The organism is Ruegeria sp. TASC047, from assembly GCF_059612445.1.
The window spans coordinates 18,373-43,111 of the sequence record NZ_JBXWQP010000053.1 but is presented as its reverse complement, the minus strand read 5'-3'; the positions used below and the strand labels follow the sequence as shown (position 1 = coordinate 43,111).

The 24,739-nt window shown below is 56.8% G+C and carries 23 protein-coding genes and 1 pseudogene; 15 read left to right on the top strand and 9 right to left on the bottom strand.

All coding sequences use genetic code 11. From position 1 onward, the window contains the following. Positions 1-18: 18 nt before the first annotated feature. From AC2FLO_RS18505 to AC2FLO_RS18485, 5 genes are all read right to left on the bottom strand, one after another. Positions 19-1,101, bottom strand: a complete 1,083-nt coding sequence (locus AC2FLO_RS18505; protein ID WP_480588082.1) for an ABC transporter ATP-binding protein — start codon at positions 1,099-1,101, stop codon at positions 19-21. Between the two features lie 3 nt (positions 1,102-1,104). After that, positions 1,105-2,760 (bottom strand): alpha-amylase family glycosyl hydrolase, encoded by a 1,656-nt coding sequence (locus tag AC2FLO_RS18500; protein ID WP_496753351.1) that lies wholly within the window; start codon positions 2,758-2,760, stop codon positions 1,105-1,107. Between the two features lie 9 nt (positions 2,761-2,769). Then, a complete protein-coding gene (locus AC2FLO_RS18495; RefSeq protein ID WP_496753352.1) occupies positions 2,770-3,918 on the bottom strand; it encodes a carbohydrate ABC transporter permease in 1,149 nt (382 codons plus the stop codon). Between the two features lie 3 nt (positions 3,919-3,921). Then, on the bottom strand, positions 3,922-4,929 hold the full coding sequence (locus AC2FLO_RS18490; protein ID WP_496753353.1) for a carbohydrate ABC transporter permease: 1,008 nt from the start codon (positions 4,927-4,929) through the stop codon (positions 3,922-3,924). A gap of 66 nt (positions 4,930-4,995) precedes the next feature. Continuing rightward, positions 4,996-6,264, bottom strand: coding sequence for an ABC transporter substrate-binding protein (locus AC2FLO_RS18485; protein WP_496753354.1), 1,269 nt, complete (start codon positions 6,262-6,264; stop codon positions 4,996-4,998). A 209-nt stretch (positions 6,265-6,473) separates the two neighbouring features. Between AC2FLO_RS18485 and AC2FLO_RS18480 the strand changes: the two genes are divergently transcribed. From AC2FLO_RS18480 to AC2FLO_RS18445, 8 genes are all read left to right on the top strand, one after another. After that, a complete protein-coding gene (locus tag AC2FLO_RS18480) occupies positions 6,474-7,505 on the top strand; it encodes a LacI family DNA-binding transcriptional regulator (RefSeq protein ID WP_496753355.1) in 1,032 nt (343 codons plus the stop codon). Positions 7,506-7,507: 2 nt separating this feature from the next. Beyond that, positions 7,508-8,839 carry a GH1 family beta-glucosidase gene (locus AC2FLO_RS18475; RefSeq protein WP_496753356.1) on the top strand — a complete coding sequence of 444 codons (1,332 nt, stop codon included), beginning with the start codon at positions 7,508-7,510 and terminating at the stop codon, positions 8,837-8,839. A gap of 129 nt (positions 8,840-8,968) precedes the next feature. Then, positions 8,969-9,679, top strand: coding sequence for an IS6 family transposase (locus AC2FLO_RS18470; RefSeq protein ID WP_496753357.1), 711 nt, complete (start codon positions 8,969-8,971; stop codon positions 9,677-9,679). A 250-nt stretch (positions 9,680-9,929) separates the two neighbouring features. Beyond that, positions 9,930-10,604, top strand: coding sequence for a phosphatidylserine decarboxylase (locus AC2FLO_RS18465; protein WP_480588068.1), 675 nt, complete (start codon positions 9,930-9,932; stop codon positions 10,602-10,604). A gap of 12 nt (positions 10,605-10,616) precedes the next feature. Further along, positions 10,617-11,363 (top strand): CDP-diacylglycerol--serine O-phosphatidyltransferase, encoded by a 747-nt coding sequence (gene pssA, locus AC2FLO_RS18460; protein WP_480588066.1) that lies wholly within the window; start codon positions 10,617-10,619, stop codon positions 11,361-11,363. Between the two features lie 9 nt (positions 11,364-11,372). Further along, a complete protein-coding gene (locus AC2FLO_RS18455; RefSeq protein ID WP_496753358.1) occupies positions 11,373-11,996 on the top strand; it encodes a class I SAM-dependent methyltransferase in 624 nt (207 codons plus the stop codon). A gap of 265 nt (positions 11,997-12,261) precedes the next feature. Continuing rightward, on the top strand, positions 12,262-12,849 hold the full coding sequence (locus AC2FLO_RS18450; protein ID WP_480588062.1) for a helix-turn-helix domain-containing protein: 588 nt from the start codon (positions 12,262-12,264) through the stop codon (positions 12,847-12,849). Positions 12,850-12,967: 118 nt separating this feature from the next. Continuing rightward, positions 12,968-13,858: a LysR substrate-binding domain-containing protein gene (locus AC2FLO_RS18445; RefSeq protein ID WP_480588060.1), complete on the top strand. Its 891-nt coding sequence runs from the start codon at positions 12,968-12,970 to the stop codon at positions 13,856-13,858. Here AC2FLO_RS18445 and AC2FLO_RS18440 read toward each other — a convergent pair. Genes AC2FLO_RS18440 through AC2FLO_RS18430 form a run of 3 tightly spaced genes read right to left on the bottom strand, consistent with a single transcriptional unit; the run spans position 13,845 to position 16,056 of the window. Beyond that, positions 13,845-14,417, bottom strand: coding sequence for a thiamine pyrophosphate-dependent enzyme (locus AC2FLO_RS18440; RefSeq protein ID WP_480588058.1), 573 nt, complete (start codon positions 14,415-14,417; stop codon positions 13,845-13,847). The two genes, AC2FLO_RS18445 and AC2FLO_RS18440, sit on opposite strands and share 14 nt — an antisense overlap. Continuing rightward, the gene (locus tag AC2FLO_RS18435; protein ID WP_480588056.1) at positions 14,414-14,962 is read right to left on the bottom strand and encodes a decarboxylase; all 549 of its coding nucleotides are present in this window, start codon (positions 14,960-14,962) and stop codon (positions 14,414-14,416) included. Before AC2FLO_RS18435 ends, AC2FLO_RS18440 begins: the two co-directional genes overlap by 4 nt. After that, entirely contained in the window at positions 14,962-16,056 is a 1,095-nt protein-coding gene (locus AC2FLO_RS18430) for a pyridoxal phosphate-dependent aminotransferase (RefSeq protein ID WP_496753359.1), read from the bottom strand. The genes AC2FLO_RS18435 and AC2FLO_RS18430 overlap by 1 nt, the downstream gene beginning before the upstream one ends. A gap of 129 nt (positions 16,057-16,185) precedes the next feature. On the opposite strand from AC2FLO_RS18430, the gene AC2FLO_RS18425 reads away from it, so the two are divergent. The 7 genes and pseudogenes from AC2FLO_RS18425 (at position 16,186) to AC2FLO_RS18395 (ending at position 23,788) form a co-directional block, all read left to right on the top strand. Then, positions 16,186-17,211, top strand: a complete 1,026-nt coding sequence (locus AC2FLO_RS18425; RefSeq protein WP_496753360.1) for a succinylglutamate desuccinylase/aspartoacylase family protein — start codon at positions 16,186-16,188, stop codon at positions 17,209-17,211. After that, complete coding sequence (locus AC2FLO_RS18420; RefSeq protein WP_496753361.1) at positions 17,208-18,668, top strand: aldehyde dehydrogenase family protein; 1,461 nt, start codon at positions 17,208-17,210, stop codon at positions 18,666-18,668. The genes AC2FLO_RS18425 and AC2FLO_RS18420 overlap by 4 nt, the downstream gene beginning before the upstream one ends. Positions 18,669-18,692: 24 nt before the next feature. Beyond that, positions 18,693-20,063, top strand: a complete 1,371-nt coding sequence (locus AC2FLO_RS18415) for a Rieske 2Fe-2S domain-containing protein (protein ID WP_496753362.1) — start codon at positions 18,693-18,695, stop codon at positions 20,061-20,063. Then, positions 20,060-20,692: a hypothetical protein gene (locus AC2FLO_RS18410; RefSeq protein WP_496753363.1), complete on the top strand. Its 633-nt coding sequence runs from the start codon at positions 20,060-20,062 to the stop codon at positions 20,690-20,692. The genes AC2FLO_RS18415 and AC2FLO_RS18410 overlap by 4 nt, the downstream gene beginning before the upstream one ends. Beyond that, positions 20,692-21,318 (top strand): hypothetical protein, encoded by a 627-nt coding sequence (locus AC2FLO_RS18405; RefSeq protein WP_496753364.1) that lies wholly within the window; start codon positions 20,692-20,694, stop codon positions 21,316-21,318. Before AC2FLO_RS18410 ends, AC2FLO_RS18405 begins: the two co-directional genes overlap by 1 nt. Next, positions 21,291-22,508, top strand: a pseudogene (locus AC2FLO_RS18400) (YlbE family protein). The gene AC2FLO_RS18405 and the pseudogene AC2FLO_RS18400 overlap by 28 nt, the downstream one beginning before the upstream one ends. Continuing rightward, positions 22,505-23,788, top strand: a complete 1,284-nt coding sequence (locus AC2FLO_RS18395) for an amidase (RefSeq protein WP_496753365.1) — start codon at positions 22,505-22,507, stop codon at positions 23,786-23,788. The pseudogene AC2FLO_RS18400 and the gene AC2FLO_RS18395 overlap by 4 nt, the downstream one beginning before the upstream one ends. Positions 23,789-23,792: 4 nt before the next feature. Here the strand turns inward: AC2FLO_RS18395 and AC2FLO_RS18390 are convergent, their stop codons facing one another. Beyond that, positions 23,793-24,725 carry an AEC family transporter gene (locus AC2FLO_RS18390; RefSeq protein WP_480588038.1) on the bottom strand — a complete coding sequence of 311 codons (933 nt, stop codon included), beginning with the start codon at positions 24,723-24,725 and terminating at the stop codon, positions 23,793-23,795. Positions 24,726-24,739: the final 14 nt, after the last annotated feature.

The window sequence follows — 24,739 nt, the reverse complement described above, 5'->3', positions numbered from 1 at the left end:
GATGGGATAGAACACTCATCATTTCCGCATCGACAAACCATTGAGAAACAGATGCACTTTGCTCGGGTCCGCATTCAATTTGACAGCTTTCCCACGTCGGTTTCGTTCAACGCCAGGAAACTTGGCGACGATATTCTCAGCCCCCGGCCTGCTGGCAAAATACAGCAAGGTCACTTCACCCAGGGCTTCGACAAAATCGACAGTGCCGTCCAGAAACCCAGCGGCGTCGTCGGCAACAAAATCCTCAGGCCGTACCCCGATATTGACCTTCAAACCCATTTGTTCGGGCGTGGTCGAAATGGATGAAACGGCTTTTCCGCCCGCATCGAGTGTGACTTCGGTCAGATCTCCGGTTTTGGAAATTTCGCCAGACAGCAGATTCATAGAGGGTGATCCGATGAACTGCGCCACAAACTCGTTGTCCGGCGTTTCGTACAGCTCCAGTGGCGTACCAACCTGCGCGATGCCTTTGTTGGCGAGAACGACGATCCGGCTGGCCAGCGTCATCGCCTCAACCTGATCGTGGGTCACGTAGATCATTGTGCTTTCGGGCATCGCCTCTTTCAGGCGCGCAATCTCGATCCGGGTTGCAACGCGCAGCGCAGCATCGAGGTTCGAAAGCGGTTCGTCGAACAAATAGACCTTGGGGTCTCTCACGATGGCGCGCCCGATAGCGACACGCTGGCGTTGCCCTCCTGACAGAGCCTTGGGCAGGCGATCCAAGAGCGGATCCAGTTGAAGGGTCTGGGCCGCGCGTTCAACGGCGGCATCGATCTCGGCAGCAGGCATCTTGGCGATCTTCAGTGCAAATGCCATGTTCTCGCGCACGGTCAAATGTGGGTAGAGCGCGTAGGACTGAAACACCATGGCAATGCCCCTTTGGGCGGGCGGCACATCATTCATGACCTGCCCTTCGATCTCCAAGGTGCCGCCGGTGATCTTTTCCAGCCCGGCAATCATTCGCAACAAGGTTGATTTTCCGCAACCCGATGGACCGACAAAGACGATTAACTCGCCCTTTTCGATATCCAGATCGATATGCTTCAGAACATCGATTGGACCATAGGATTTCGCGACATCCGTAAGTTTGAGTTCTGACATGGTTTACCCCTTGACCTTAGCCATCAGACAAAACTGTGCGGGGTGCAGCGTAACGCTTCCTGCACCGTCGCTACCGCTGAGTTCCTGCCCGATGACCCGCCAATCGCCCAAGGGCAAGTCGACCCGCTGAGCTTCCGTTCCAAGGTTGAAAGCACAAAACACCGCTTCAGACGCATCCTCACGCTGGAATGTCAGCACAGGTCCAATCTGTTTCATGTTGGACTGCGCACCCGAAGTTAGTGCTGGGTGGACGCGGCGCAAGGCGATTGCGCGGCGATAATGGTGCAGCATCGATTGGTCGTTCGCCTCGAGCCGGTCAACGGCTCTTTCCGTTTGGGCCGTACTAACCGGCAACCACGGCTCACCGGTGCTAAAGCCTGAATGTTCGTCCTGCGTCGCCCAAACCATTGGCGTGCGACATCCGTCGCGACCCTTGAACTCGGGCCAGAACTCGATGCCATAGGGGTCTTGCAGTTTCTCGAACGGAACATCTGCCTCGCGCAAGCCCAGTTCCTCTCCCTGATACAAACAGGCAGAGCCGCGCAGACACATCATCAGAACCGCGTGCTGGCGAATGGCCGCATCGTTTAGGTCCCAGCGCGAGGCATGACGTTCAACATCATGGTTCGAGAACGCCCAGCATGGCCATGCGTCGCCTGCCTTTTCTTCGAGCTGATCAAAGACCTGCTTTGCATAAGGCGCGGTCAACGCACGCTTTTCCAGAAACTCGAAGGCATAGCACATATGCATTCGTTGATCGCCCGAGGTGTACTGACCAATGATTTCCAGCCCGCGCTGTGCATCACCGACTTCACCCAAACAGGCACGGCCTTCATATTCGTCGGTCAGCGCGCGCAACCTTTCGAGGAAGGCGATATTCTCGGGCTGACTTTTGGAATAAAGGTGATCCTGGTGGTTATAGGGGTTCACCGCAGGCGCAATTGATGCATTACGCTCTTCGACCGGAAGGGCCGGATTGTCCCGCAGATGTTTGTCATGGAAATAGAAGTTGATCGTGTCCAGGCGAAAACCATCCACGCCCATGTCCAGCCAGAACCGAGCCACATCCAGCAGTGCGTTTTGCACTTCGTTACAGTGAAAGTTTAGGTCTGGCTGCGAACTCAGAAAGTTATGCAGAAAATATTGCAGGCGACGAGGCTCCCACTGCCACGCTGAACCGCCAAAGATAGACAACCAGTTATTGGGCGGTGTGCCGTCCGGTTTAGGGTCGGCCCAAACATACCAGTCGGATTTCGGGTTGTCCCGATTGGCGCGGCTCTCACCGAACCAAGGGTGCTGATCAGATGTGTGTGACAGCACCAAATCGATCATCACTTTCAGACCCTTGTCATGGGCCTGATCAAGTAACTCGCGGAAATCTTCCAACGAGCCGAACATAGGATCCACGTCGCGGTAGTCGCTGACGTCGTAGCCGAAATCCTTCATCGGAGATTTGAAGAAGGGTGAGATCCAGATCGCATCGACCCCCAGATCCGCAATGTAATCCAGACGTTGGGTGATCCCTTTCAGGTCACCGATCCCATCACCATTGCTGTCCTGAAAGCTGCGCGGATAGATCTGATAGATCACGCCACCGCGCCACCACTCTGATTTTGCTTTGGTTGATTTGGAAAGTTCTACAGTGTTCTGCACGTTCATCAGACGCCTCTATTTGACGGATCCGGCCAACAGACCACGGACCAGGTATTTTTGCATTGCAAAGAAAACAACTAGTGGAACGATGATCGAAACAAACGCAGCGGTAGCGAGGATTTCCCAGTTGCCCCCTCTTGTACCCAGCAGTTCGACAATTCGATTGGTCATGACGGTGGTTTGACCTGATGCATCAATCAGGAAGACTTTGGCCACCAGAAGGTCGTTCCAGGTCCACAGGAATTGCAGGATCGCGAAAGACGCCAGCGCAGGGAAGCTGAGCGGAAGGATCAGTTTCGTAAAGATCTGGAACTCAGACGCCCCGTCGACCCGCGCGTTCTCGATCAAATCACGTGGCAGTCCGGCCATGTAGCTGCGAAGAAGGTAAATCGCCAGCGGCATTCCAAAGCCAGTGTGGGCCATCCAGACACCCAGATACCCTTTGCCGATCCCAATATTAAGATGGAATTTCAGCAAGGGGATCAGTGCGAGCTGAAGCGGAACAACCAAAAGCCCGACAATAGCTGCTATCAGCAACGCGCGGCCCGGGAACTCCATCCACGCCAACGCATAAGCGGCGAACGCCGCAACCAGGATTGGGATGATCGTGGCAGGAATGGTCACTGTGAGAGTATTAAAGAACGCCCGACCCATACTGTCGGTGCTGTCCTCGGCCAAGAGAACCTTGTGGTAATTGTCCAACGTGAACTCGGGTGGAAGTTCTGCACTTACGAAAACACGCGCGCCGCGGCTGCCAGTAAACTCCTCTTCATTTTCCGCTTTGTAGTTCCCGTTTGCATCGACGGTGATAGTCCCGCCACGACGCAATTCCGCTGTCTGACTGGGTTCAAACGCATCCACCGCGCGGGAGCTGACACCCCACCTTGAGATCCTAGCCTTCTGCCCTTCGTCGAACAGGTTCCCTTCAATCACATACATCCCGTTTTCCAGAATTTGCGTATCGGGCGCGGCCGTGCGTAGTGTGAGGTTTTGTTCGGACGGGAACAGGGATTTCCACCAACCGCTGGTCGCGATCTGGTCAGCAGTGCGAAAGGATGAGATCAACAATCCCAGTGTCGGTATTACCCAAAGCACCACGAGAAAGAGGACTGAGGCCTGGACAACCCATCTAAGGACGGGTTTGGTTCCTGCAATATCGCTCATCCCCTACTCCATTTCCCGGCGTGCGTTGCGGATGTTCCAGACCAAGATCGGCGTCACCAGCAACATGATCACCATGGCCGATGCCGAACCCACGCCCCAATCATTGGCGCGGAACATCTTGTCGTACATGTAGTTGGCCAGAACCTGTGTCTCCCACTGGCCATTGGTCATCGCGAAAACGATGTCGAAGACCTTCAGGACCAGAATGGTGATGGTTGTCCAAACAACCAAAATTGTGTTCCAGATTTGAGGCACCTTGATTTTAAAGAATATCTGGAAGGGATTCGCCCCATCCAAAACCGCCGCCTCGACGGTTTCTTCGGGGATGCCGCGCAAAGCGGCGGACAGTATCACCATGGCAAAGCCTGTCTGAATCCAGATCAGAATCCCCATAAGGAAGAAATTGTTCCAGAACGGAATGGTTAGCCAAGTTTGCGGCTCGGCCCCGCCAAAGAACAGATAAAGCGCATTCAGAATCCCGATCTGGTCTTGCTCGGCCGGACGCGCATCGTAGATCAGTTTCCAGATGACCGAAGCCCCGACGAAAGAGATTGCCATCGGCATGAAAATCAGGGCTTTTGCGATGTTACCCCAGCGGATCCGATCAGTAAGCTGAGCTGCCAACAGACCAAATACAGTTGACATTGCCGGGACCACGATCAGCCAGGACAAATTGTTGCGCATGGCTTCCCAGAATTTCGGTTCTGCCACCATCTGGACGTAGTTATCGAGACCAACCCACTTATACCCACCACCGGCGATGCGATCTGTGAGCGACAGGCGCAACGTCTCAACTACCGGATAGGCCAGATACAGGCCAATCGCTACAAGCGCCGGAAGCAAAAACAGCCAAGGCCGGATCATGTTCGCGCGGTTGATGTTGCGGCCGGCATTCGGCCCGCGCGCAGGGAACAGAACCTTGTCCAGAAACTGATTGGACAGAAAGAAATAGCCCACACAGCCCGACACGCCTATGGCGATGGTCAGCAGGCCCTGAATTGCCGGATGCATCACGCTCTCCGTTGCGAAGGGGAAAAGGGGCGGCCTGACGCGCAGACCGCCCGGGTTTTAACGCGCTTAATCCAGCGCATCCCAGGAAGATTGGATCTCGTCAGCAACTTCATGAGCGGGCTTTCCACCAGCATAGTCAACCATACCGGTCCAAAATGTGCCGGCCCCTACGCCGCCCGGCATCAGGTCCGAACCATCAAACCGGAAGGTGGTCGCGCCCAGAAGAATGTCGTTCATCTTCTTGAGCGTCGGATCCGAGAACACGGAGGTATCAACGCCTTTGTGCGGCGTCAGGAAGCCGGTCAGGGCCATCCATGTCTCATGAGCTTCGGGGGTCTGCAGATAGGCGATCAGATCATGTGCAGCCGGGCTGTCATTGGTGATTGCCCATAGCGTGCCGGCACCAAGAACCGGGCTACCCAGATCCTTGCCTTCATATGCGGGGAAGTAGAAGAAATCAGCATCTTCACCGACAACCGTGCCCTCAGGAAAGAATGCCGGGATGAACGACGCCTGACGGTGCATGTAACACTGTGGTGGCGAACTGAACATGCCTTTTGGGCTGTCACGGAAATCGGTCGTTGCGACCGTACCTGCCCCACCCGCAACATAGTCGTTATTGCGTGCAAACGCGCCGAATTCTTCAATTGCAGCGACCACTTTAGGGTCATTAAACTTTATTTCATTGGACACCCAGGCGTCATAGTCCTCGGGTGATTGAGTGCGCAGCATCATGTCTTCGACCCAATCGGTCGCTGGCCAACCGGTCGCACCACCTGAACCCAGACCGATGCACCACGGCGTCTCTCCGTCTGCAACGATCTGATCGGTCAATACTTTCAGCTCCTCCATCGTGGTCGGAACTTCGTAACCGGCATCCTCGAAATTCTCAGGCACGTACCATACAAGGGATTTCACATCTACCTTGTAAAAAAGCCCATAAAGTTGATCCCGCCCTTCAGGCCCCGGAAATGTTCCCAGATCGACCCAGGATTGACCAGCTGCGTAATTGTCACGAACCCAATCAGCGGTGCCATCACCCAGCGGCGTCAGAAAACCCGACTTGGCCATATCCGCCGCCAGACCAGGCTGCGGAAAAACAGCTATATTCGGCGCCGAGCCTGCCTCTGCATCAATCCTGATCTGCTGCTCGAAACTATCTGAACCAACATACGCGTATTCGTGGCCAGTCGCGGCCGCGAAACCATCCAGAACCACTTCGACGTTTTCCTGGTCCGGGCCCAACCATGGCCCGAACACGGTAACTTTATCAGCCTGAGCCGCTCCCGCCACCAAGGCGAATGTGGCCACACCTGCATAAAGCTCGTGTTTCATGAAATTCTCCTCCCAATAATATCTGCGCATTGCAATTTTTCAAAGCGCTTTGGATGCCTCACTTTATCTGCTGGCAATCAGATTCTGTCAACATATGGTTTTCTGCCCCTTAATTTTACCGTTTTTAACCTCTTAATCAAAACGGGTTGACGGAAACAAAAAATCACAACAAAACAAGTACGCATCTATTTGAAGGCGCTTTGAACGCAATGAACCTAAAGCAGCTCTCTGAGATTCTCGGTCTTTCGCAGACAACGGTCAGCCGCGCGCTGAACGGCTATCCAGAGGTGAACGAGGGGACTAGGGTGCGTGTACAGGCAGCTGCAAACAAACACGGCTATCGGCCAAACAGCCGCGCCAAAGGCCTGGCGACTGGCAAGTCTATGGTGATCGGGCACGTTATCCCCAGTTCGTCCCAGCACGAGATGGTGAATCCGATCTTCGGCGACTTCGTTGCCGGCGCTGCGCGAACATACTCAGCGAACGGTTACGACATGATGTTCACCACCGCAGACGACACTTCGATCGAAGGGGCCTATCGTAGCTTGTTTCAACGTGGGGCAGTGGATGGCGTCGTTTTGCAGGGCCCCAAAGTCAACGAACGCCGTATCGATCTGCTAAACCGGATGGCGGTACCGTTTATCGTACACGGTCGTTCGACAGGGATCGATGCAGAGTATGACTGGATCGATGTGAACAACAAAAGCTCCTTTCGGCGCGCAACACAGTTCCTGATCGACCTGGGTCATCGCCGAATTGCCCTGATCAACGGGCTTGAGGACATGGATTTCGCACAACGCCGTCGCGCCGGGTACCTTCAAGCGCTGGAACGGGCCGACTTGATCCCGGACCCACAATTGATGCGCAGCGCCGAGATGACCGAGGTCTACGGCCATCATGAAACCCGCGACATGCTGCAACTGGACGATCCGCCAACCGCTATTTTGGCATCCTCGATGATTTCAGCCATTGGTGTGCGGCGGGCGTTAGACGAGGCGGGGCTGCGGATAGGTCGGGATGTCTCGGTCATCGCCCATGACGATGATCTCTCTTATCTCAAAAACGGACAGGATGTGCCCATCTTTACAGCAACGCGGTCCTCAGTGCGGCATGCAGGAGAGCTGGCCGCCGAGATGTTGATTGAGAGGATCAAATCGCCTGACGATCCGGTCAAAACCAGATTGCTTGAGGCGGAACTGGTTGTTGGCAAATCAACCGGCCCAGCACCCAACAGGATCTGACAATGAAACATACGCGCAGCGATTTCCCCAAAGACTTCCATTTCGGAGTCGCCACCTCTGCTTACCAGATCGAAGGTCATGCCCAAGGCGGCGCCGGTTCGACACATTGGGATACGTTTGCAGCAACACCTGGAAATGTAGTACGGGGAGAAAACGGCGATCTGGCCTGTGATCACCTGAACCGGTTTGAACACGATCTTGATCTTGTGCGCGACGCGGGATTCGATTGCTATCGCTTCTCAACCAGCTGGGCGCGCGTGATGCCCGAGGGGCGCGGACCTGTTAATCAGGCGGGGTTGGATTTTTATGATCGCCTGACCGACGCGCTTTTGGAGCGTGGCATCCGTCCGTGCGCGACGCTGTATCACTGGGAACTGCCGTCGCCCCTGGCGGACTTGGGCGGTTGGCGCAACCGGGATATTGCCGGTTGGTTTTCCGATTTCACCGAGGTCATCATGGGACGGATTGGCGACCGCATGTACAGCGTCGCCCCCATCAATGAACCGTGGTGTGTCAGTTGGTTGAGCCATTTCGAAGGGCACCACGCTCCCGGGCTGCGTGATATTCGAGCCACGGCGCGCGCTATGCATCACGTTCTGCTGGCCCATGGTCAGGCCATTCAGACGATGCGTGGGTTGGGCATGTCTAACCTGGGCGGCGTATTCAATCTGGAATGGGCCGAACCCGCCGATGACAGCGCTGAGGCACAACGGGCCGCCGCTCTGTATGACGGAATATACAACCGGTTCTTTCTGGGCGGCGTGTTCAACAAAGCCTATCCCGAGAATGTTCTGGAGGGGCTGGAGCCCCACCTTCCGTCGGGCTGGCAAGATGATTTCGATACCATCGGAGCACCCGTAGACTGGTGCGGACTGAACTACTACACCCGCAAACTTATCGCGCCCGCAGAAACCGCGTGGCCAAGTCTCGCTGACGTTCCGGGCCCTCTGCCGAAGACCCAAATGGGATGGGAAATCGACCCCACCGCACTGAGCAGATTCCTGATCCGAGCAACACGTGAATACACCGGCGACCTGCCGATCTTCGTGACCGAAAACGGTATGGCCAGCCCCGAGCGTCAACAGGACGATGACCGTATTGACTATCTGGGTCAACACTTGTCGGCAGTCCAGGTCGCCTTGGGCGAAGGGGTTCCGGTTAAGGGGTACTTTGTCTGGTCTCTATTGGACAATTACGAATGGGCCTTGGGATATGAAAAACGCTTTGGCCTGGTTGACGTGGATTTCAGTTCAATGAAGCGAACCCCGAAAGCGTCCTACTTCGCATGGAAGGACATGCTTGCTGCACACAACACCAACGTCAATCTACCGTGACAGAGGGATCTGTCGCAAATTCCTTTTAGAGTTGTATGGACGAAGCTGGAGAGTTGAATATCCCACCAGTTGGACAAACGGCATCGTCAAGTTATTGACCTTGCACCATCAACTGCGTAGTGCGCTTCCATGATCAGCTGTGTTTCCCAGCCACGCCTAAAGGGCTACCGCTTCCCGCGTTCAATCATTTCCTACGTAGTCTGGGCTTACCATTGCTTTGCGCTCAGCCTGCGCGACGTTGAGGATCTGCTCGCCGAGCAAGGTATCAAGGTGAGTTACGAGACGATCCGAGCATGGATCAGAAAATTCGGTACCCAAGTTGCGAAGCGTGTCAGAGCAACAGGTCCACAGCCCACGGATAAATGGCATTTGGATGAAGTCGTGATCATGATCCGCGGTATGAAGCACTGGCTTTGGCGCGCCGTGGACAGTAGCGGCGAAATTCTCGACATCCTGGTACAGACACGTCGAAATGCGCGGGCTGCAAGGCGATTCATTGCAAGGTTGACGGCTCGCTGGGGTAAGCCTCGGGTCATCGTGACGGACAAGCTGCGCAGCTATGGTGCGGCGCTGCGAAAGCTTGCGCTGGACGTGGATCACCGAGCGCATAAGGGGTTGAACAATCGGATCGAAGGATCGCATAGGCCGACCCGGAAACGAGAGCGAATACAGGGTCGGTTCAAGTCAGCCCGCCAGACAAAGAGATTTCTGGCCGTCCACGACGAAACCGCAAATCTGTTCCGTCCCTGCCGCCACAAACTGACGGCTTCATCATACCTCAAGACAAGAGCCGCCGCCTTCGACCATTGGAACGATTGCGCCAACTGCTTGGCCGCATAACCAGCCGCGTAATCTCAATTCTCGACGCTCAAAAATCAACCTGACAATCCCTCCAATCGGTTCAGGTCGAAGATCTGGTGGTGGAATTTGGCCTCAACCCAGCTGAAGTTACCGAAGTGCGCGGAGATTCAGACGATCAAGCCCTTTGGATCAGATATCTGAAATAATGAATCGTCTGCACCCGCTACACTTGCGTTCCCCAGCAATCCACTTATGAAAGTGCCATCAATTGACCTAAGGAAAGCTTGCGATGCGCATGCGCGATACGTTCATCAAACCGATGCACCCTGAAGGCATTCGGTTTGTCGCGATCTTTGCCGCCATCACGGTCGGTCTGTTTTTCCTGTCCGACATTCTGGGCTGGATTGGCGTCGGCCTTACGATCTGGTGCTACTATTTTTTTCGCGACCCCGAACGCGTATCACCGACAGGGGAAGGCCTGATTGTCAGCCCGGCGGATGGGGTGGTATCGCTAATCGAAGCGGCAGTGCCGCCGAGTGAACTTGGGATGCCAAACACGCCCCTCACTCGTGTCAGTGTATTCATGAGCGTCTTCAACTGCCATGTAAACCGAACGCCCATTGAAGGTGAAATCACCGCCGTTGCCTACCGCCCCGGCAAGTTTTTCAACGCTTCCCTGGACAAGGCCAGTGCTGATAACGAGCGTAACAGCCTGCGTATTCAAATGAGGAATGGTCAGGACCTGGCTGTGGTCCAGATTGCCGGCCTAGTGGCCAGACGGATCGTCTGCTTCGTGAAATCTGGCAACGCGCTTCAAACCGGAGAGCGATTTGGATTGATCCGTTTCGGATCCCGGCTGGATGTTTATCTTCCAGATGGCGTGGAGCCGCAGGTGCGTGTCGGGCAAACGATGATTGCCGGCGAAACCATCCTTGCCAGTTTGCACACATCCAATGAAAAGTAGGTGGCTGGATCATTGACAGAACCATCCGAACAGGAAGAGACCGGGTTTGCTCTGATCCATTTGCTGCCCAATGCACTGACAATAACAGCCATTTGCGCGGGCCTGTCGGCAATCAGATTTGGCGTTCAGGGCAACTACGAGCTTGCGGTGCAGTTGATTATAGCCGCTTGTGTGCTGGATGGGTTGGATGGGCGCATTGCGCGCTTGCTCAGCAGTGACAGCAAAATCGGGGCAGAACTGGATTCGCTCGCGGATTTCTTGAACTTCGGCGTTGCCCCGCCGCTTGTTCTCTATTTCTGGGCCTTGCAGGATGTACGCAGTGCTGCATGGCTCGCCGTGCTGTTTTTTGCGGTGTGCTGCGTTATGCGCCTTGCTCGGTTCAATGTGGGCAGCAAGTCCGAGACCTGCGAACATGACAGCGCTTTTTTTGAGGGGGTTCCGGCCCCTGCAGGGGCGCTGCTGGTCATGTTGCCAATGTATCTGTCCTTCGCTTTCGCGGATGCGCCCGCGCTGCCCAGTATATTGATTTGCCTCTTCATCGTGATCATTGGTCTTTTGCTTATCAGTCGCATACCGACCTGGTCTTTTAAAACCACGCGGATTTCACGCGAGAACGCGAAGTTTTTTCTCATCGGTGTCGCTGTTGTTGGCGCCGCGCTGCTAACCTTTGCCTGGGCCACGCTGATCGCGCTTTGTGTCGGATATGTGGGAATGGTCGCCTGGGCGTGGATTGACAGGGAAGCACCTTCTAACCGTTAAGGATACGATATGGACATCAAAGCCGTTCAAACCTCTTACGCTCGCTGGGCACCCGTCTATGACAAGACGTTTGGGGCCGTCACCAATGTCGGGCGGCAGCATGCGGTTGACTATAACAACAGACGTTCTGGCAAGGTTCTGGAGGTTGGCGTGGGCACCGGGCTGTCACTGGAACATTACGGACCCAAGACTCAGGTGACCGGAATCGACTTCAGCGAGGACATGCTGCAAAAGGCACGCGACAAAGTGAGCAATCTATCGCTAAGCCACGTTGCGGAGCTAAGGCAAATGGATGCCCGCGCGCTTGATTTCCCAGACAACCATTTCGATACGGTTGCAGCGATGCATGTGCTGTCCGTCGTTCCAGAACCGGAAAAGGTAATGGCGGAAATTGTGAGGGTCTGTAAACCCGGCGGCAGTGTGGTGATTACTAACCATTTCAAACGAGAGCGAGGTCTGCTGGCAACCTTGGAACGCGCGTTTGCGCCAGTCGCTAACACAATCGGTTGGCATTCTGACTTCGAAATCGACACAGTATTACAAGGGCAAGCGCTAACTGTCGAAGAGCAAAGAGCCCTACCACCGCTCGGGATGATGACCTTTCTGGTTTTGAGAAAGTCAGTAGTTGCATAGTGGTCGAATAAAAAAACTAGCGCCGCGTAGTTTAGGTGTGATCGCAAGAACAACTGTGTGCGTTCAGGAGCTTGCAACTAAGCCCATCAACAATTCCAAGTAAGTGTCTTTCCTGACAACCAAAGGGAGTCGCGCCTAAACTACCGCTCAAACCAACCAATCAATTCCATTATTCTCAATTGCTTGAACCACAAACCATTGACTGCATACCGGAAGTCGTCACTACTAGGTTGACGTTTTGTAAACAATCTGTGCTATGCGGGTAATGAAATCTGTGGGGAAACAACGGGATATTGAAAGCGATGTCGGGCAGACTTTGCAAAGACTTCGACAAGAGCGCAATCTGATCCTCTCGGAACTGGCCGCCACTGCGCAGATATCAACCTCGATGATCAGCCGGATTGAAAACGGCAGTGTTTCCCCCTCACTTGGAACGCTCCAGGCTTTGGCCGACGCGATGGATGTGCCTCTGATGGCATTGTTCGCGCATACCGAAGACTCGGCAGACGTGCATCACGTCAAAGCCTGCGAAGGCTTGGCGTCCCGGCGGATCACCAAAGGGCACGCGCATGACTATCTGTTGCTCGGCAAGCACGGCGGTCCCGGTGGCATGTTTCAGTCCGCACGGATCAGTATTTCAAAAGAACAGTCGGAAAATCTGCCCAGCTATCAGCATGAAGGCTATGTCTTTTTGTATATGATCCGTGGTGACGCAGTATACCGATGCGGTACAGAAGACTTTGCCATGACAACCGGCGACACCCTGAGTTTTGATGCCAAACTGCCTCACGGCTTTTCCGAGATCGTTTCGGACAGCATCGAATTCATCACCGTCGCCACCCAGCCGCAATAACGGCGGTCTATCGTTTTTTTGCACTCTTGAAGATATAACCTGGTCAGGCTGTTGCTGGCGGTTTTAGAATATTTTACTATGAACTACCTGTCCGCACACAACGACGACACTTCCCTAAATGAAGATCACGTTCAAACAAGTTGACGCCTTTCGCACCGTGGTATCGACCGGAACTGTAACCGAGGCGGCGGCAATGCTTGGGATCTCGCAGCCAGCGGTCAGCCGTCTGATTTCGGATTTCGAGGCCGAGGTAGGCTTTCAGCTGTTCCAGCGGTCCGGGCGGATTCTGGTGCCCACCGACGAAGCCCGACTGCTGGTCAGTGAGGTGCGACAGGCCGTCAGCGGGATGGAGCACATCAAGGACTCGGCCGCCGCAATTGGAAAATTTGGCCACGCGCGCCTGAATCTGGTGATCACGCCCGGGGTTTCGTCACAGCTCGCCCCGGATTTGATCGGAGAATTCGCCGCCAGTTGGCCGCAAGCCATGGCCCGGATGGAAATTGCCCCCAGCGACGATGCGGTCGAGTGGATGGTGTCGCAGAATTATGATTTCGGGATCACCACGACAGAACCCGCCAACCCATCCTTTGACAGTCTCGTGATCCGAGACAGTGACGTATGCTGCGTGCTGCCGGTTGGTCATCCTCTGACCGACAAAACTCTGATTCAGGCGCGGGATCTGGAGAGCGAGAACTTCATTTCATACATGCCCTCCTCGCGGTTCCGGTTCGAGATCGACCAGTTTTTTGAAGCAAAAGGCATCGCGCGGCATATGCAGTATGAAACCCGGACCACGGATGCCGTTTGCCGTCTGGTCGCACGCGGGCTGGGTGTTTCTGTGGTCGGAGCCAGCCTTGATTACCTGAAAACATTGCCGGACTGCGTTGCCCTGCCCTTCGCCGCGCCGTTGACCTTTCGCGCGGTGCTGTTCTGGTCCAAGAACAAGCCTCTTTCGGCTGTAGGACAGTCTTTTCTGGAGATCGTCGAGGCGCAGATCACGCGCGATTGAGCGCTTCGCGGAACGTCGCGCGGGCCTGCGCGCTGTGGATGTAGGCATAGTCCCTTGGATAGGTGGCGCCAGCCTCAATCTCCATCGAAATGAATTGCGGGCCGCTGGATGACAAGACATGTGGCAAGGCGTCCGCGAGTTGATCCAACGCCGCAAAGCGTTGCACCCCGGCATAACCTGCGGCCCACGCCATAGCGGCAAAATCCACCCGTTCGGCACCGGGCAGAGGATGTGATCCGTTCACCTCATACACCCGGTTTGCGGACAGAAAGTGGTACAGATTGCTGACCCTGGCATTTGCAATTGTCACAAGTGAGCCGAGATTCATCAGCAGGCTGCCATCCCCATCCAACACGATCACCCGTCGGTTGGGGTTGGCCAGCGCCAATCCCAGACCGTGCGAGGATGCCTGCCCCATGGCCCCAACAGCCACATAGTTCAGATCGCGCGGGTTAAGAGCCAGCCAGTCGAAACAACTCTGATACACGGCGACCACGATGTCGTCATCGCGAACATGCGGGACTATGGCTTTCAAAGCTGCGTCTCGGTACATGGTCATGAGGCCTTCGGCGCACGTCCGATCAGGAAGACATGCGGCCTTGAGACCTTATAGGCCGCGTCCACATTGGTCGGTATATGAACCTCATCTCCCGGTTGTTCGATCAGCGAATGTGTCAGATTCATCGCGTCCAGAATGGGCTGAATGATCCGTACCCCGTAAGAGGCCGACTGGTCCGGCAGCAGATGCGCTTCCTTCCCTTGCAGGCCCACCATCATGATGATCGGCAACTCGTAGTCGACGCCAATCGCCCGGATCGCATTCAGGGAATCCATCAGGCCGGTCTGCTGCATCATCAGGATCGCGCGCGTACCATTGTAAGACATGGCCCCGCAGATACTGACGCCCTCGTCTTCCTTACAAATCCGGGTCAGGCGAAATTCCGGATCGCGTGAGATTGGCCATAGCAAACCGTCGCTGGTCACGATGTCAGGCAAGGCCACAACTTCGCGAATTCCGGATGCTTTAATCGCCGCAATGATAGCTGCCCCCGAGGGATGCGCTACCACTGGCGCGTCATCGCTGGGTATAGGAGATGCGACCATCATGCCTCTCCGTTCAGAAATGCTGCGATCCCGTCGCGCGCCGCCTGCAGTTCGTGGGGATAGCCGATGGTAATACGGATGTAGTCGCTGTAGGCGGGCGACGCGAACCGGCGCACGGCGATGCCGCGCTGTCGCAGGAAACGATCCACAGCTTCAGCTGACTTGTCTTCGTGCGGAAAATGAACCAGCACAAAATTGGCCTGACTTGGAACCACCTCCAGCCCCAGCGCCTGCAATTCGGCCTCAATCCAACGCCGCCCCTTAGCATTGGATCGAAACACAGACCGCGTATGCGCCTTGTCCTCCAGCGCTGCCACGGCAGCGGCGACTGACGAAGCCGCAACAGGGAAGGTCAGAGCTATTCTTCGTACAGTGTCTACAACGTCTGGAGGTCCGTACATCCATCCCACACGCGCCCCGGCAAGACCGTATATTTTTGAGAACGTCCTGCACATGACCACATTGTTGGCCTCTTCGACCAGCTTGTGCGCAGGCTCGTAATCCGGGCCCTCAACATACTCCTCATACGCGGCATCAATGATCACCAGGACATGAGCGGGCAAGGCCGCATGCAGCCGCCTTAGCTCGGCCCCGTTCAGGTACGTTCCAGCCGGATTTTCGGGATTAGCGAGGTACACCACGCGCGTGCGGTCGTTCACCGCCGAGATCATTCGGTCGACCGAAGGTTTGAAGCTGTCATCCGCCACAGACACAACCTCGGCATCATTGGCATAGGCGTAGTTGGGCACCTTCAAATAGCCATTGGCGCTGCGGATCAGCTCTGTGCCGGGTCCCAAATAGGCACGGGCCAACCGGGCCAAAAGGTCATCCGACCCCTGCCCGGTTGTGATCCGCGCTGCATCCAAGCCGAAATTTTTGGCAATAACCGGGGCCAGAATATGATCCGGGTTCTCAAGATACCGCTCGACGGTGCTGATAGCGGAACAGGCCGCCACCCGCGCGTTAGAGCTGGGCCCAAACACGTTTTCGTTTGAATTCAGAAGAGTCGTCGGTGGCGGCACGTCTTCAGACGCCCCTACCACCATGTGGGGTTTGATCTTTTCGATTCCCGCTTTTGCGCGAGTGAGGGCCATAGATTTCCTCCGGCATGGCCAAGCATGTCTTTGCGGCACTGGCCTTCATATCACATATTGATCAGATTTTATCAATTCACTTTCAAAAAAATTATGATATGAAGCAAGTACCCAAAAGTAAAAGACCGGATGACCCGAACCGATTCACCCCGCTCCAGCAGGCTGCACCTGACCATCAATTTTGATGTGCCGGGCCGACAGGTGGGTGATTTGATGTTGAAATGGTCGGACAATTCAGTACCTCTGGGCTATCACCCCGTTCCGGTGATCAGCCTGAAGGGCGGACTGGGGCCAAGCGTCCTAATCCTAGGTGGAACGCATGGCGATGAATTCGAAGGGCCTGCCGCTATTATGCGGCTCGCGGCGCGCATCGACCCCACCGAGTTGACAGGGCAGGTAATCCTGATCCCCGGGTTGAATGCGCTAGCACTGGCTGCATCGTCCCGCGTGTCGCCGCTGGACGGTCAGAACCTGAACCGAGCCTTTCCCGGAGACGCTGATGGCGGACCAACCGCGATGCTGGCGCATTTTGTCGAGACGGTTCTTCTACCACACGTAGATGCCGCAATTGACCTGCATTCTGGAGGCAAGGCATCGGTCTTTGAGCCTTGCGCATTGGCTGCACGCGCTCAAGACGACGATCTGACAACGGCCAATATGGAACTCGCCCGCGCCTTTGGGTTGCCTCTGATCTGGGTTCTGGGGGCGCATAATGATAATCGGTCTGTAAATTCAGCAGCGGCACGGACCAACACGCCGATGATCGCAACTGAGCTGGGCGGTGGCGGTGGCGTTGATCCTGGGATCACCGATTTGGCCGAAGCTGGTCTGATACGGTGCCTCAGGCATCTGGGCATCCTGCCCGGCGGCCCCCCCACGCCCGTGTCACCGCAATGCGTGGAAATCGCTGATCCGTCGCATTCGATTCACGCGCCTGCGGACGGTCTGTTTGATCGGCGTTGCGCGGCTGGCCAGTCCGTTGATCGGGGCGAACGTGCAGGAAGGTTGTATTTCCCAGCCGAACCAGAGCGCAAGTCAATCGATCTGAACTTCGCCGCCTCGGGATATGTTCTGGCCCATGGCAATCGGGGCATGGTACGGCGCGGTGACTTATTGGCGCTGGTGGCGCAACCTGTGTCCGGAGACGTTGGATGAAGGCATACACTCCCTTTATCTCAGGCGCGTTTTTGGATTGGAGTGGTGAGACCCTGACCAGCATCGACCCTTCCAACGGTCAGGGTTGGTGCACTATTGCCCGCGGCAACGCACAAACCGCCGATCAGGCAATCTGCGATGCCGATCACGCCTTTCGCAACGGACCTTGGGCAGAGATGGGCCCGAAAGACCGGGCGGATATGCTCGACCGGCTGTCGGAAGTGCTGGAACATCGGTGGGAAGAACTTGTCACGCCCGAAATCCGCGACAATGGCAAACGGATCACCGAAGTGCGGGGGCAGTTTTCTGGCCTGCACAGCTGGTTTCGCTATTTCGCCGCCCAAGCGCGTAAACTTGGACCCGAAGCTCAAGCGAACTCTGTCCCCGGTGTTCGCAGCGTCGGGCATCACATTCCATATGGCGTCGTTGTAGCCATTACGCCGTGGAATTCGCCCTTGATGATCCTTGCGTGGAAGCTGGCCCCGGCCCTGGCGGCGGGAAACACCGTGGTCGTCAAACCGTCTGAATTGGCGTCCGCCTCGACGTTGGAATTCGCACGGCTGGCCCATGACGCTGGCCTGCCGCCCGGTGTCCTGAACGTCGTGACCGGGCTGGGGCACGAGGTCGGCGAGGCGCTGGTACGGCACCCTTTGACTCGCAAGGTAACCTTTACCGGATCTGATCTGGGTGGACGCAAAGTGGCCGAGGCCGCCGCAGCGGGTGTGGTCCCGGCCGTACTGGAACTGGGCGGTAAGTCGCCCCAGATCGTGTTTGCTGATTGCGACATCGAAAACACGATCAACGGAATACTGTCGGGCATCGTCATGTCCAACGGCCAGACCTGCGTCGCCGGTTCGCGACTGATCGTTGAGGCCGGTCTGAAAGACACACTGGTCTCGCGCCTGATCGACCGGGCACGCGCGCTGACGATTGGCGATCCGATGGAGCCCCAAACACAGATCGCACCATTGGCCAATGAACCGCACCTGCGCAAAGTGACCACGATGATCGAGCAAGCCAAGGCCGAGGGGGCCGTCTGTTTGTTGGACGGATTGCAAACCGCCGCAGGACGCAATGGCTTCTATGTTGGACCAACTGTTTTCGACGGTGTGACGCCTCAGATGCAACTTTGGCGGCAAGAGGTCTTCGGACCCGTGTTGGCGGTCGCCAGCTTTGAAATCGAAGACGAAGCCATCGCGCTGGCCAATGACAACGATTATGGCCTTGCTGCCGGGGTCTGGACGACGGACACCGGCAAAGGCGCGCGCGTTGCCGAGGCCATCGCGGCAGGCACCGTCTATATCAACCACTATCGCAGCGTCGATCCCGGCAGCCCCATCGGCGGGATTAAACTTTCGGGCTACGGGCGCGAGCTTGGGCCCAACGCCATCAAGGATTTTTGCCAAACCAAATCGATCTGGACCGGCACTGCGCCGGTGCCTGATCCCTTCCCCTGACCAACGGCGCGCACGGAGAATGCAATGAACGATCACTTCTCAGCCCCTCAGGGCAATTTCCGCGGCCACGACCAGCAGAACGTCTGGCATGAAAGCCCCGACCCAGAACTGACCGAAGTTGGCCCGGGCACACCCTGCGGTGAATACCTGCGTCGGTTCTGGATGCCGGTTGCGATGACCGATCAAATCGGCGACCTGCCCTATCGCCTCCGCATACTGGGCGAGGACTTGGTTCTGTTTCGAGAAAAGAAAGAGGGCAAGTTGGGCCTTACCCACCTGCATTGCTGTCACCGCAACATGAGCCTTGAATTTGGTATTGTTGAGGAAGGCGGCATTCGCTGCTCCTATCACGGCTGGAAATACGGGCTGGATGGCACCATTCTGGAAACCCCCTGCGAACCGCCTGCCTCTCAGGTAAAGAAAAAGGCGTGTTTGGGGGCCTATCCAGTGATCGAATACAAGGGGCTCGCCTTTGCCTATATGGGTCCCGCCGACGAACAACCGCCCTTCCCTGTGATGGATACGTTTGATGAAGAGGGGGACGAGCTGGTCCCCTATCTGATCAAATCGCCCTGCAACTGGCTACAAGTTATGGAGAACGCATGGGACCCGTTCCATGTGGTCTATCTGCACACTCTGGCGGTGCGCAGCCAGTTCATCGACGCCTTTGCCGAGATGCCGATGATCGAGTTTCACGAAAGTCAGACAGGCGATTTCTACACCAATGTCCGGCGCGTCGAAGACATCGTCTGGGTTCGCATCCACGACCACATGCTGCCCTCATTCACGCAAAACGGGGGGCATTTCCCGGTTCCGGACGGGTCGCGCTATTTTGGCCGATGCGGGCTGTCGCGCTGGATCACGCCGATTGATGACACCAATACAATGGTTATCGCCTGGCGGCATTTCCGAGACGCGGCGGCGAATGATGATCCCAAGGGGCTGACGGACAAAAGCAAGGTCGGCTTCGGGATGACCGATTTCTACGGCCAAGACCCCGACCGTCCCTATGAGATGCGCCAGCGCGATCCCGGCGATTACGATGCCTGGGTCAGTCAGGGTCCAAAGAACATCCACGCCCGCGAAAACCTCAGCTTCACCGACCGGGGTGTCGCCAAAGCGCGCCGCCTGTTGCGTAACGCCATTCGCGCCCTTCAAAACGGCCAGCGCCCGCCGCAAGCCTCGGACAATTTCGCGGGCAAAGTGATCCCGACCTATGCTGGGGATACCATGTTGCGCATTCCGGTGCAGGAGGGTCGCGATGATGGGGCGGTGCTGAAAGAGATTTCGCATCAGGTGGCCGAGATCTACAAATCCGGCGACCATCTTAAGGGCGAGCCCCGTAAGGCGTTCATCGTCAACGCGCTTAAAGATTATGAGTCGAGCTGGTCATGACCACACGTATTCCCCACAATCCCGGCCGGGTTGATTGGTCCGGCGAAAACCCCGGCATCTACCTGAAACAGAACCCCGCACAGGATCACTACGATACGCTGGCGCTGTTTTTCCGGGTGGCTCTGTCACCCTTTGGGCGTGGTCATGCGGCGCTGATCCTGGGCGCGCCGGATCAGGCGCAGGGCTGGCCGCACGTACCAAATCTGATCATGACTGACAACCAGCGCATGATGCGCTGGATCGTCGATGGCTGGGTCACGAAAATGCCGACCTTCATCAGCAAAGCCGGGCTGGGCGCGATGACATGGTTGGATTGCGACAGTGTGGAAAAGCGCCCCGGTGATCTGAAATCCCGGTACTCTGAAACTCTGCGCGGCTCAGGCGTGACGGTCGAGATGATCTGGCAGGATATGGGTCCGCCTTTGCCTGTTGAAGTAACCAAGGAAAACTCGGCCACCAAGGCGCACGAGATGTATTCGGTATTCCTGGAAGCAAAAACGGCGCAGGTCGTTATCAACGGAACGCCGCTGCCCGGTCAGGTCGCCAGCCGCCAATTCTTTGGCCGCACCATGTCGACGGCCTTTTTGGCCTTTTCCGAGACCTGGGTGACCCCGCAGGAGGATCTGTGATGCCTTTGAATGAACCGATCACCCCAGGCACCGTTGACTGGACCGGTGAAAACCCGGGCATACTGCTAAAAGACGATGACAACAATTTCTCGGCCATGGCGCTGTTCTTTCGTGTGGCCTGGTCGCCGGTAGGTCAAGGTCAGTTATTGCTGCTCTACGGTACGCCAGGTCTGGTTGAGGGATCGGCCGAGGCACCGAATGTTATCCTCAGCGACAATCCCGAGCTAACGGAGTTCCTGAAAAACAATTTCATCAGCAAGCTGGCTGCCTTCGCCAATGCGCCTGCCTTCGCCACCCTGCCTGAGATTGGCGCGCAGGTCGTGCGCTCGACCGGTGATCCGATGAGCCATCGCTATACCGAGACTATCGTGGGCGAGAACCTGACCGTCGAGTTGGTCTGGGAAGGGTTCGAACCACCCCGCGCGCTGGAGTTGTCCCCGCATGAAGTCGCGTCCGGCGAGCAGAACATGTTCTCGCTTCTGGTGTCTGCGCATTCGGCGCAGATCATCGTCAACGGTCATGCGTTGCCGGGCAAGCTGGGTACACGTGTGCAGGCCGGGTACGAGACGACGACGGCATTCCTATATTTCTCGGAAACATGGATCATCCCACCGGAGGGTGCGTGATGCTGCATCCGGCCGATCAACTAGCCTTTGACCGGGCCATGGTGACACAGCCGGTCTGGAACCGCTTCAACACGGCATCCGAGGCGTTGGGGCTGGACGAAAACGTTCTTTTGCATGCCGGTCCTGCCTTTGGCAGCCCGGATCAGATCACTATCCCAATCATGAATTCCGCCTGCGTCGCCGCTGTCTGGCAGGGTTTGGCGAAGGATTTTGATCAGTCCGAGGCGATGATCAGCACCGGTGAGATTGTGCTGAAGCCCGCGCAAGACCATGACGTCGTGACGCCTCTGGCCGCCGTGGTTTCGGCGGATATGCCTTTGCATACGGTTTATGACGCATGGCGGGGGCAGCAGCGGGTATATGCGCCGATCAACGCGGGCAGTCGCCCCGCGATGCGGCTGGGCCTGAGGTCCGAGGCAGTACTGTAGCATATCCGATGGCTCAACACGCGGTTTCTGGATGTGCTGGAGAAAGGGGTCGCTGAAGGGATCGCTCTGGTCCCGCTGGCCGTGATCGGCCTGATGGGCGGGGATGATTGCCACGGGCGCACGCCGGTGGCAGCGAAGGCATTGATTGCGGAACTCAAGGACCGAACACCCAGAGGGATCACGGATGACAATGCACTGGCCTTCATGGACAGCTCGCCCTCTCTTTTTCTGAACCTGTGGATGGCCGCCACGAAGTGCATGATGAAGCTGGCCGAAGGGATTGACGGGTCCAGCTTCATTACCGCTGCCGGGGGCAATGGTTGCGACGTTGGCATTCAGGTGTCCGGCCTTCCAAACCAGTGGTTCACGGTTCCGGCCAGCCCGCCGAAAGGCGCGTTTGACGTGGATTTGCCCGAGGACCGGGCCTTGGGCGCCATTGGCGACAGCGCCGTGGTCGAAGCATTTGGCCTCGGCGCGATGGCAATCGAGCTAAGCCCTGAACAAAAGAAAGGCCTGGGGGCTTTTTTGCCCGAAGACGCGCAGGCGCGCATGTCAGGCATGTCGGTTGGGACACACCCCTATTTTCGGGCGTTGGATGTAAAACTCGGCAGCACGGCACGCGGTGCCGCCACGCAGGGTTCAGGGCCCGTAATCGGCTTAGGCATTCTTGACCGACTAGGCGAGGCCGGGCGATTGGGTGGCGGCATCTACGACATGCCCGTCACACCTTTTGCCGCAGCCTTGAAAGCGTTGGAGGCATGATCGGGCTGAACCAACACTCTGCCCATGCGCTTGCTGCAATGATCCGGAACAGCGAAGTCAAGCCGTCCGAAGTGATGGCCGCACATCTGGCCCGGATTCAAGATCGTGAACCTGTCATCGGGGCTTTCCAGACCCTGGATGCAGCGCGCGCCATGGAGCGGGCGTATGCCGCCGATGCTCTCCCCGTTGGCGGGCCGCTCCATGGCGTGCCTTTTGTCATCAAGGACATCATCGACACGGATGACATGCCAACCGGATGGGGGACTAACCTGTATGCCGGTCGACAACCGGATCGCAACGCGGCCTGTGTTCAGGCCTTTCTGGACGCAGGCGCTATCCCGATCGGCAAAACCGTCACCACCGAATTTGCCTATTTCAAACCGGGCAAAACCGCCAATCCGGCCAATCCTGCGCACACGCCCGGGGGATCATCATCGGGATCCGCCGCGGCGGTGGCCGATTGCATGGCTCCGCTTGCCTTCGGGTCACAGACCGCAGCATCGCTGATCCGCCCCGCTGCTTATTGCGGTGTTTGCGGGTTTAAACCGACCACCGGTCGCTATGATCTGAAAGGGGTTATGGGATTGTCCCAAAGCCTTGATACGCTTGGCATTCTGGCCCGCGACCCCCGCGATCTGGCCCTGTCTGACGCGGTGTTACGCGGTGTCGATCTGCCCCCGCCTCCCACGTTCGACGAGACCCTGCCACGGATCAGCCTGATGCGCGGGCCGTACTGGCAGGACGGCTCAGTCGAGATGCGGGATACCTGCACCCGCGCGCTCGCCGTCCTTGCCGCCACAGGCGCTGACATCGGAGAAATCGCCCATCCACCCTTTTTCTGTGACCTCACACAGGCGCAAATTGCCGTTATGGGGTACGAGGCCGCACGGCTGAGAGCGTGGGAAAACGCTCTGGGCGTCCCCACAATCAGCCAACAGTTCCATGAGCTTGTCACTGCAGGGCAGGCGGTTAGCGACACTAAGTACCGCGCCGCGCTGGACCTGCGGGACCGCGCGGGCGCGATGCTGGATCAGATGTTTCGCGACATTGACGCGCTTTTGGTTCCTTCCGCGCCGGGGCCGGCTCCGGCGGGGTTGGATGCGACCGGAGATCCCCTGTATTCCCGTATGTGGAACCTGTTGCAGGTGCCGTCGGTAGCCCTGCCCTTCGGGATCGACCAGAATGGGTTGCCGCTTGGTATTCAGCTGATCGGACGAAAACGCGACGATGCCCGCCTGTTGGACATAGCGGCCTGGGTTCATCAACACCTATCGCAGTGACCCTTCACGGTATCAGCGGTAACAGCAAAGCAAGCGATACCGGAATACTGGCCGCAGCAATTAGCGTCTGCAACGTGACAATGGCGGCCATCAGCGGCGCATCACCCCCCAATTGCTTGGCCAGCGTGTAGGACGACGCACCTGTCGGCACGACGGAATAGACAACGGCGATTTGCAAAACATCGCGTGGCAAACCGGCCAGCAAGCCAATCACGAGCACCACCACAGGGAATACCACCATCTTGCCCGCAAAGGCTAAGACCAAAGGCAACGTACTGGCCGCCATGGCGCGGACCCTCAGGTTGGCCCCAACCGCCAGCAGTGTAATCGGCAAAGCCCCTGCCCCCAGAACATCTGTCACATCATGAACAACAGCGATCCTGTTCCCGATCAACTGGTTCGCGCAAATCGCCAGAAAAATCGAGATTACGTAAGGATTGCGCGCCAGTTCCCGCAGGATAGCGATGGGCAGGCTGTTGGCGCGGTCGCTTTTTAGCGCGCCGACCATCAAGACGACCATCACGATATTGGTGGTGGGCACCAATATCGCAGTCGCAAGAATAGCAATGTCCAGCGCCGCTGGCCCGTACAAGTTTGCCGCGAGCGCAAGACCGATGAAAGAATTGTGCCGCGCGCTCCCCTGCAGGATTGAGGTCGCCTGCGGCGACGCAAATCCCAGCAGGCGGGCGGTAACAATTGCAAACAAAAGTGCGGCGACAAACCCGCCAAGAATTGCCAGTGAGTAAAGACCCAACGCCGACTTGTCCAAAGGAGACAAGGAAATCTTGCTGAACAAAAGGCACGGCATCAGGACCCAATAGACAAGCTTGTCGTTCAGGTTCCAGAAATCAGTGCTGGGAATGCCACCTTTGCGCAGGGCCAGACCCAGCGCGATGATCAGGAAGATCGGCAGGATAGACGTCAACGTCATTAGCATTGCAGCATCTCTTT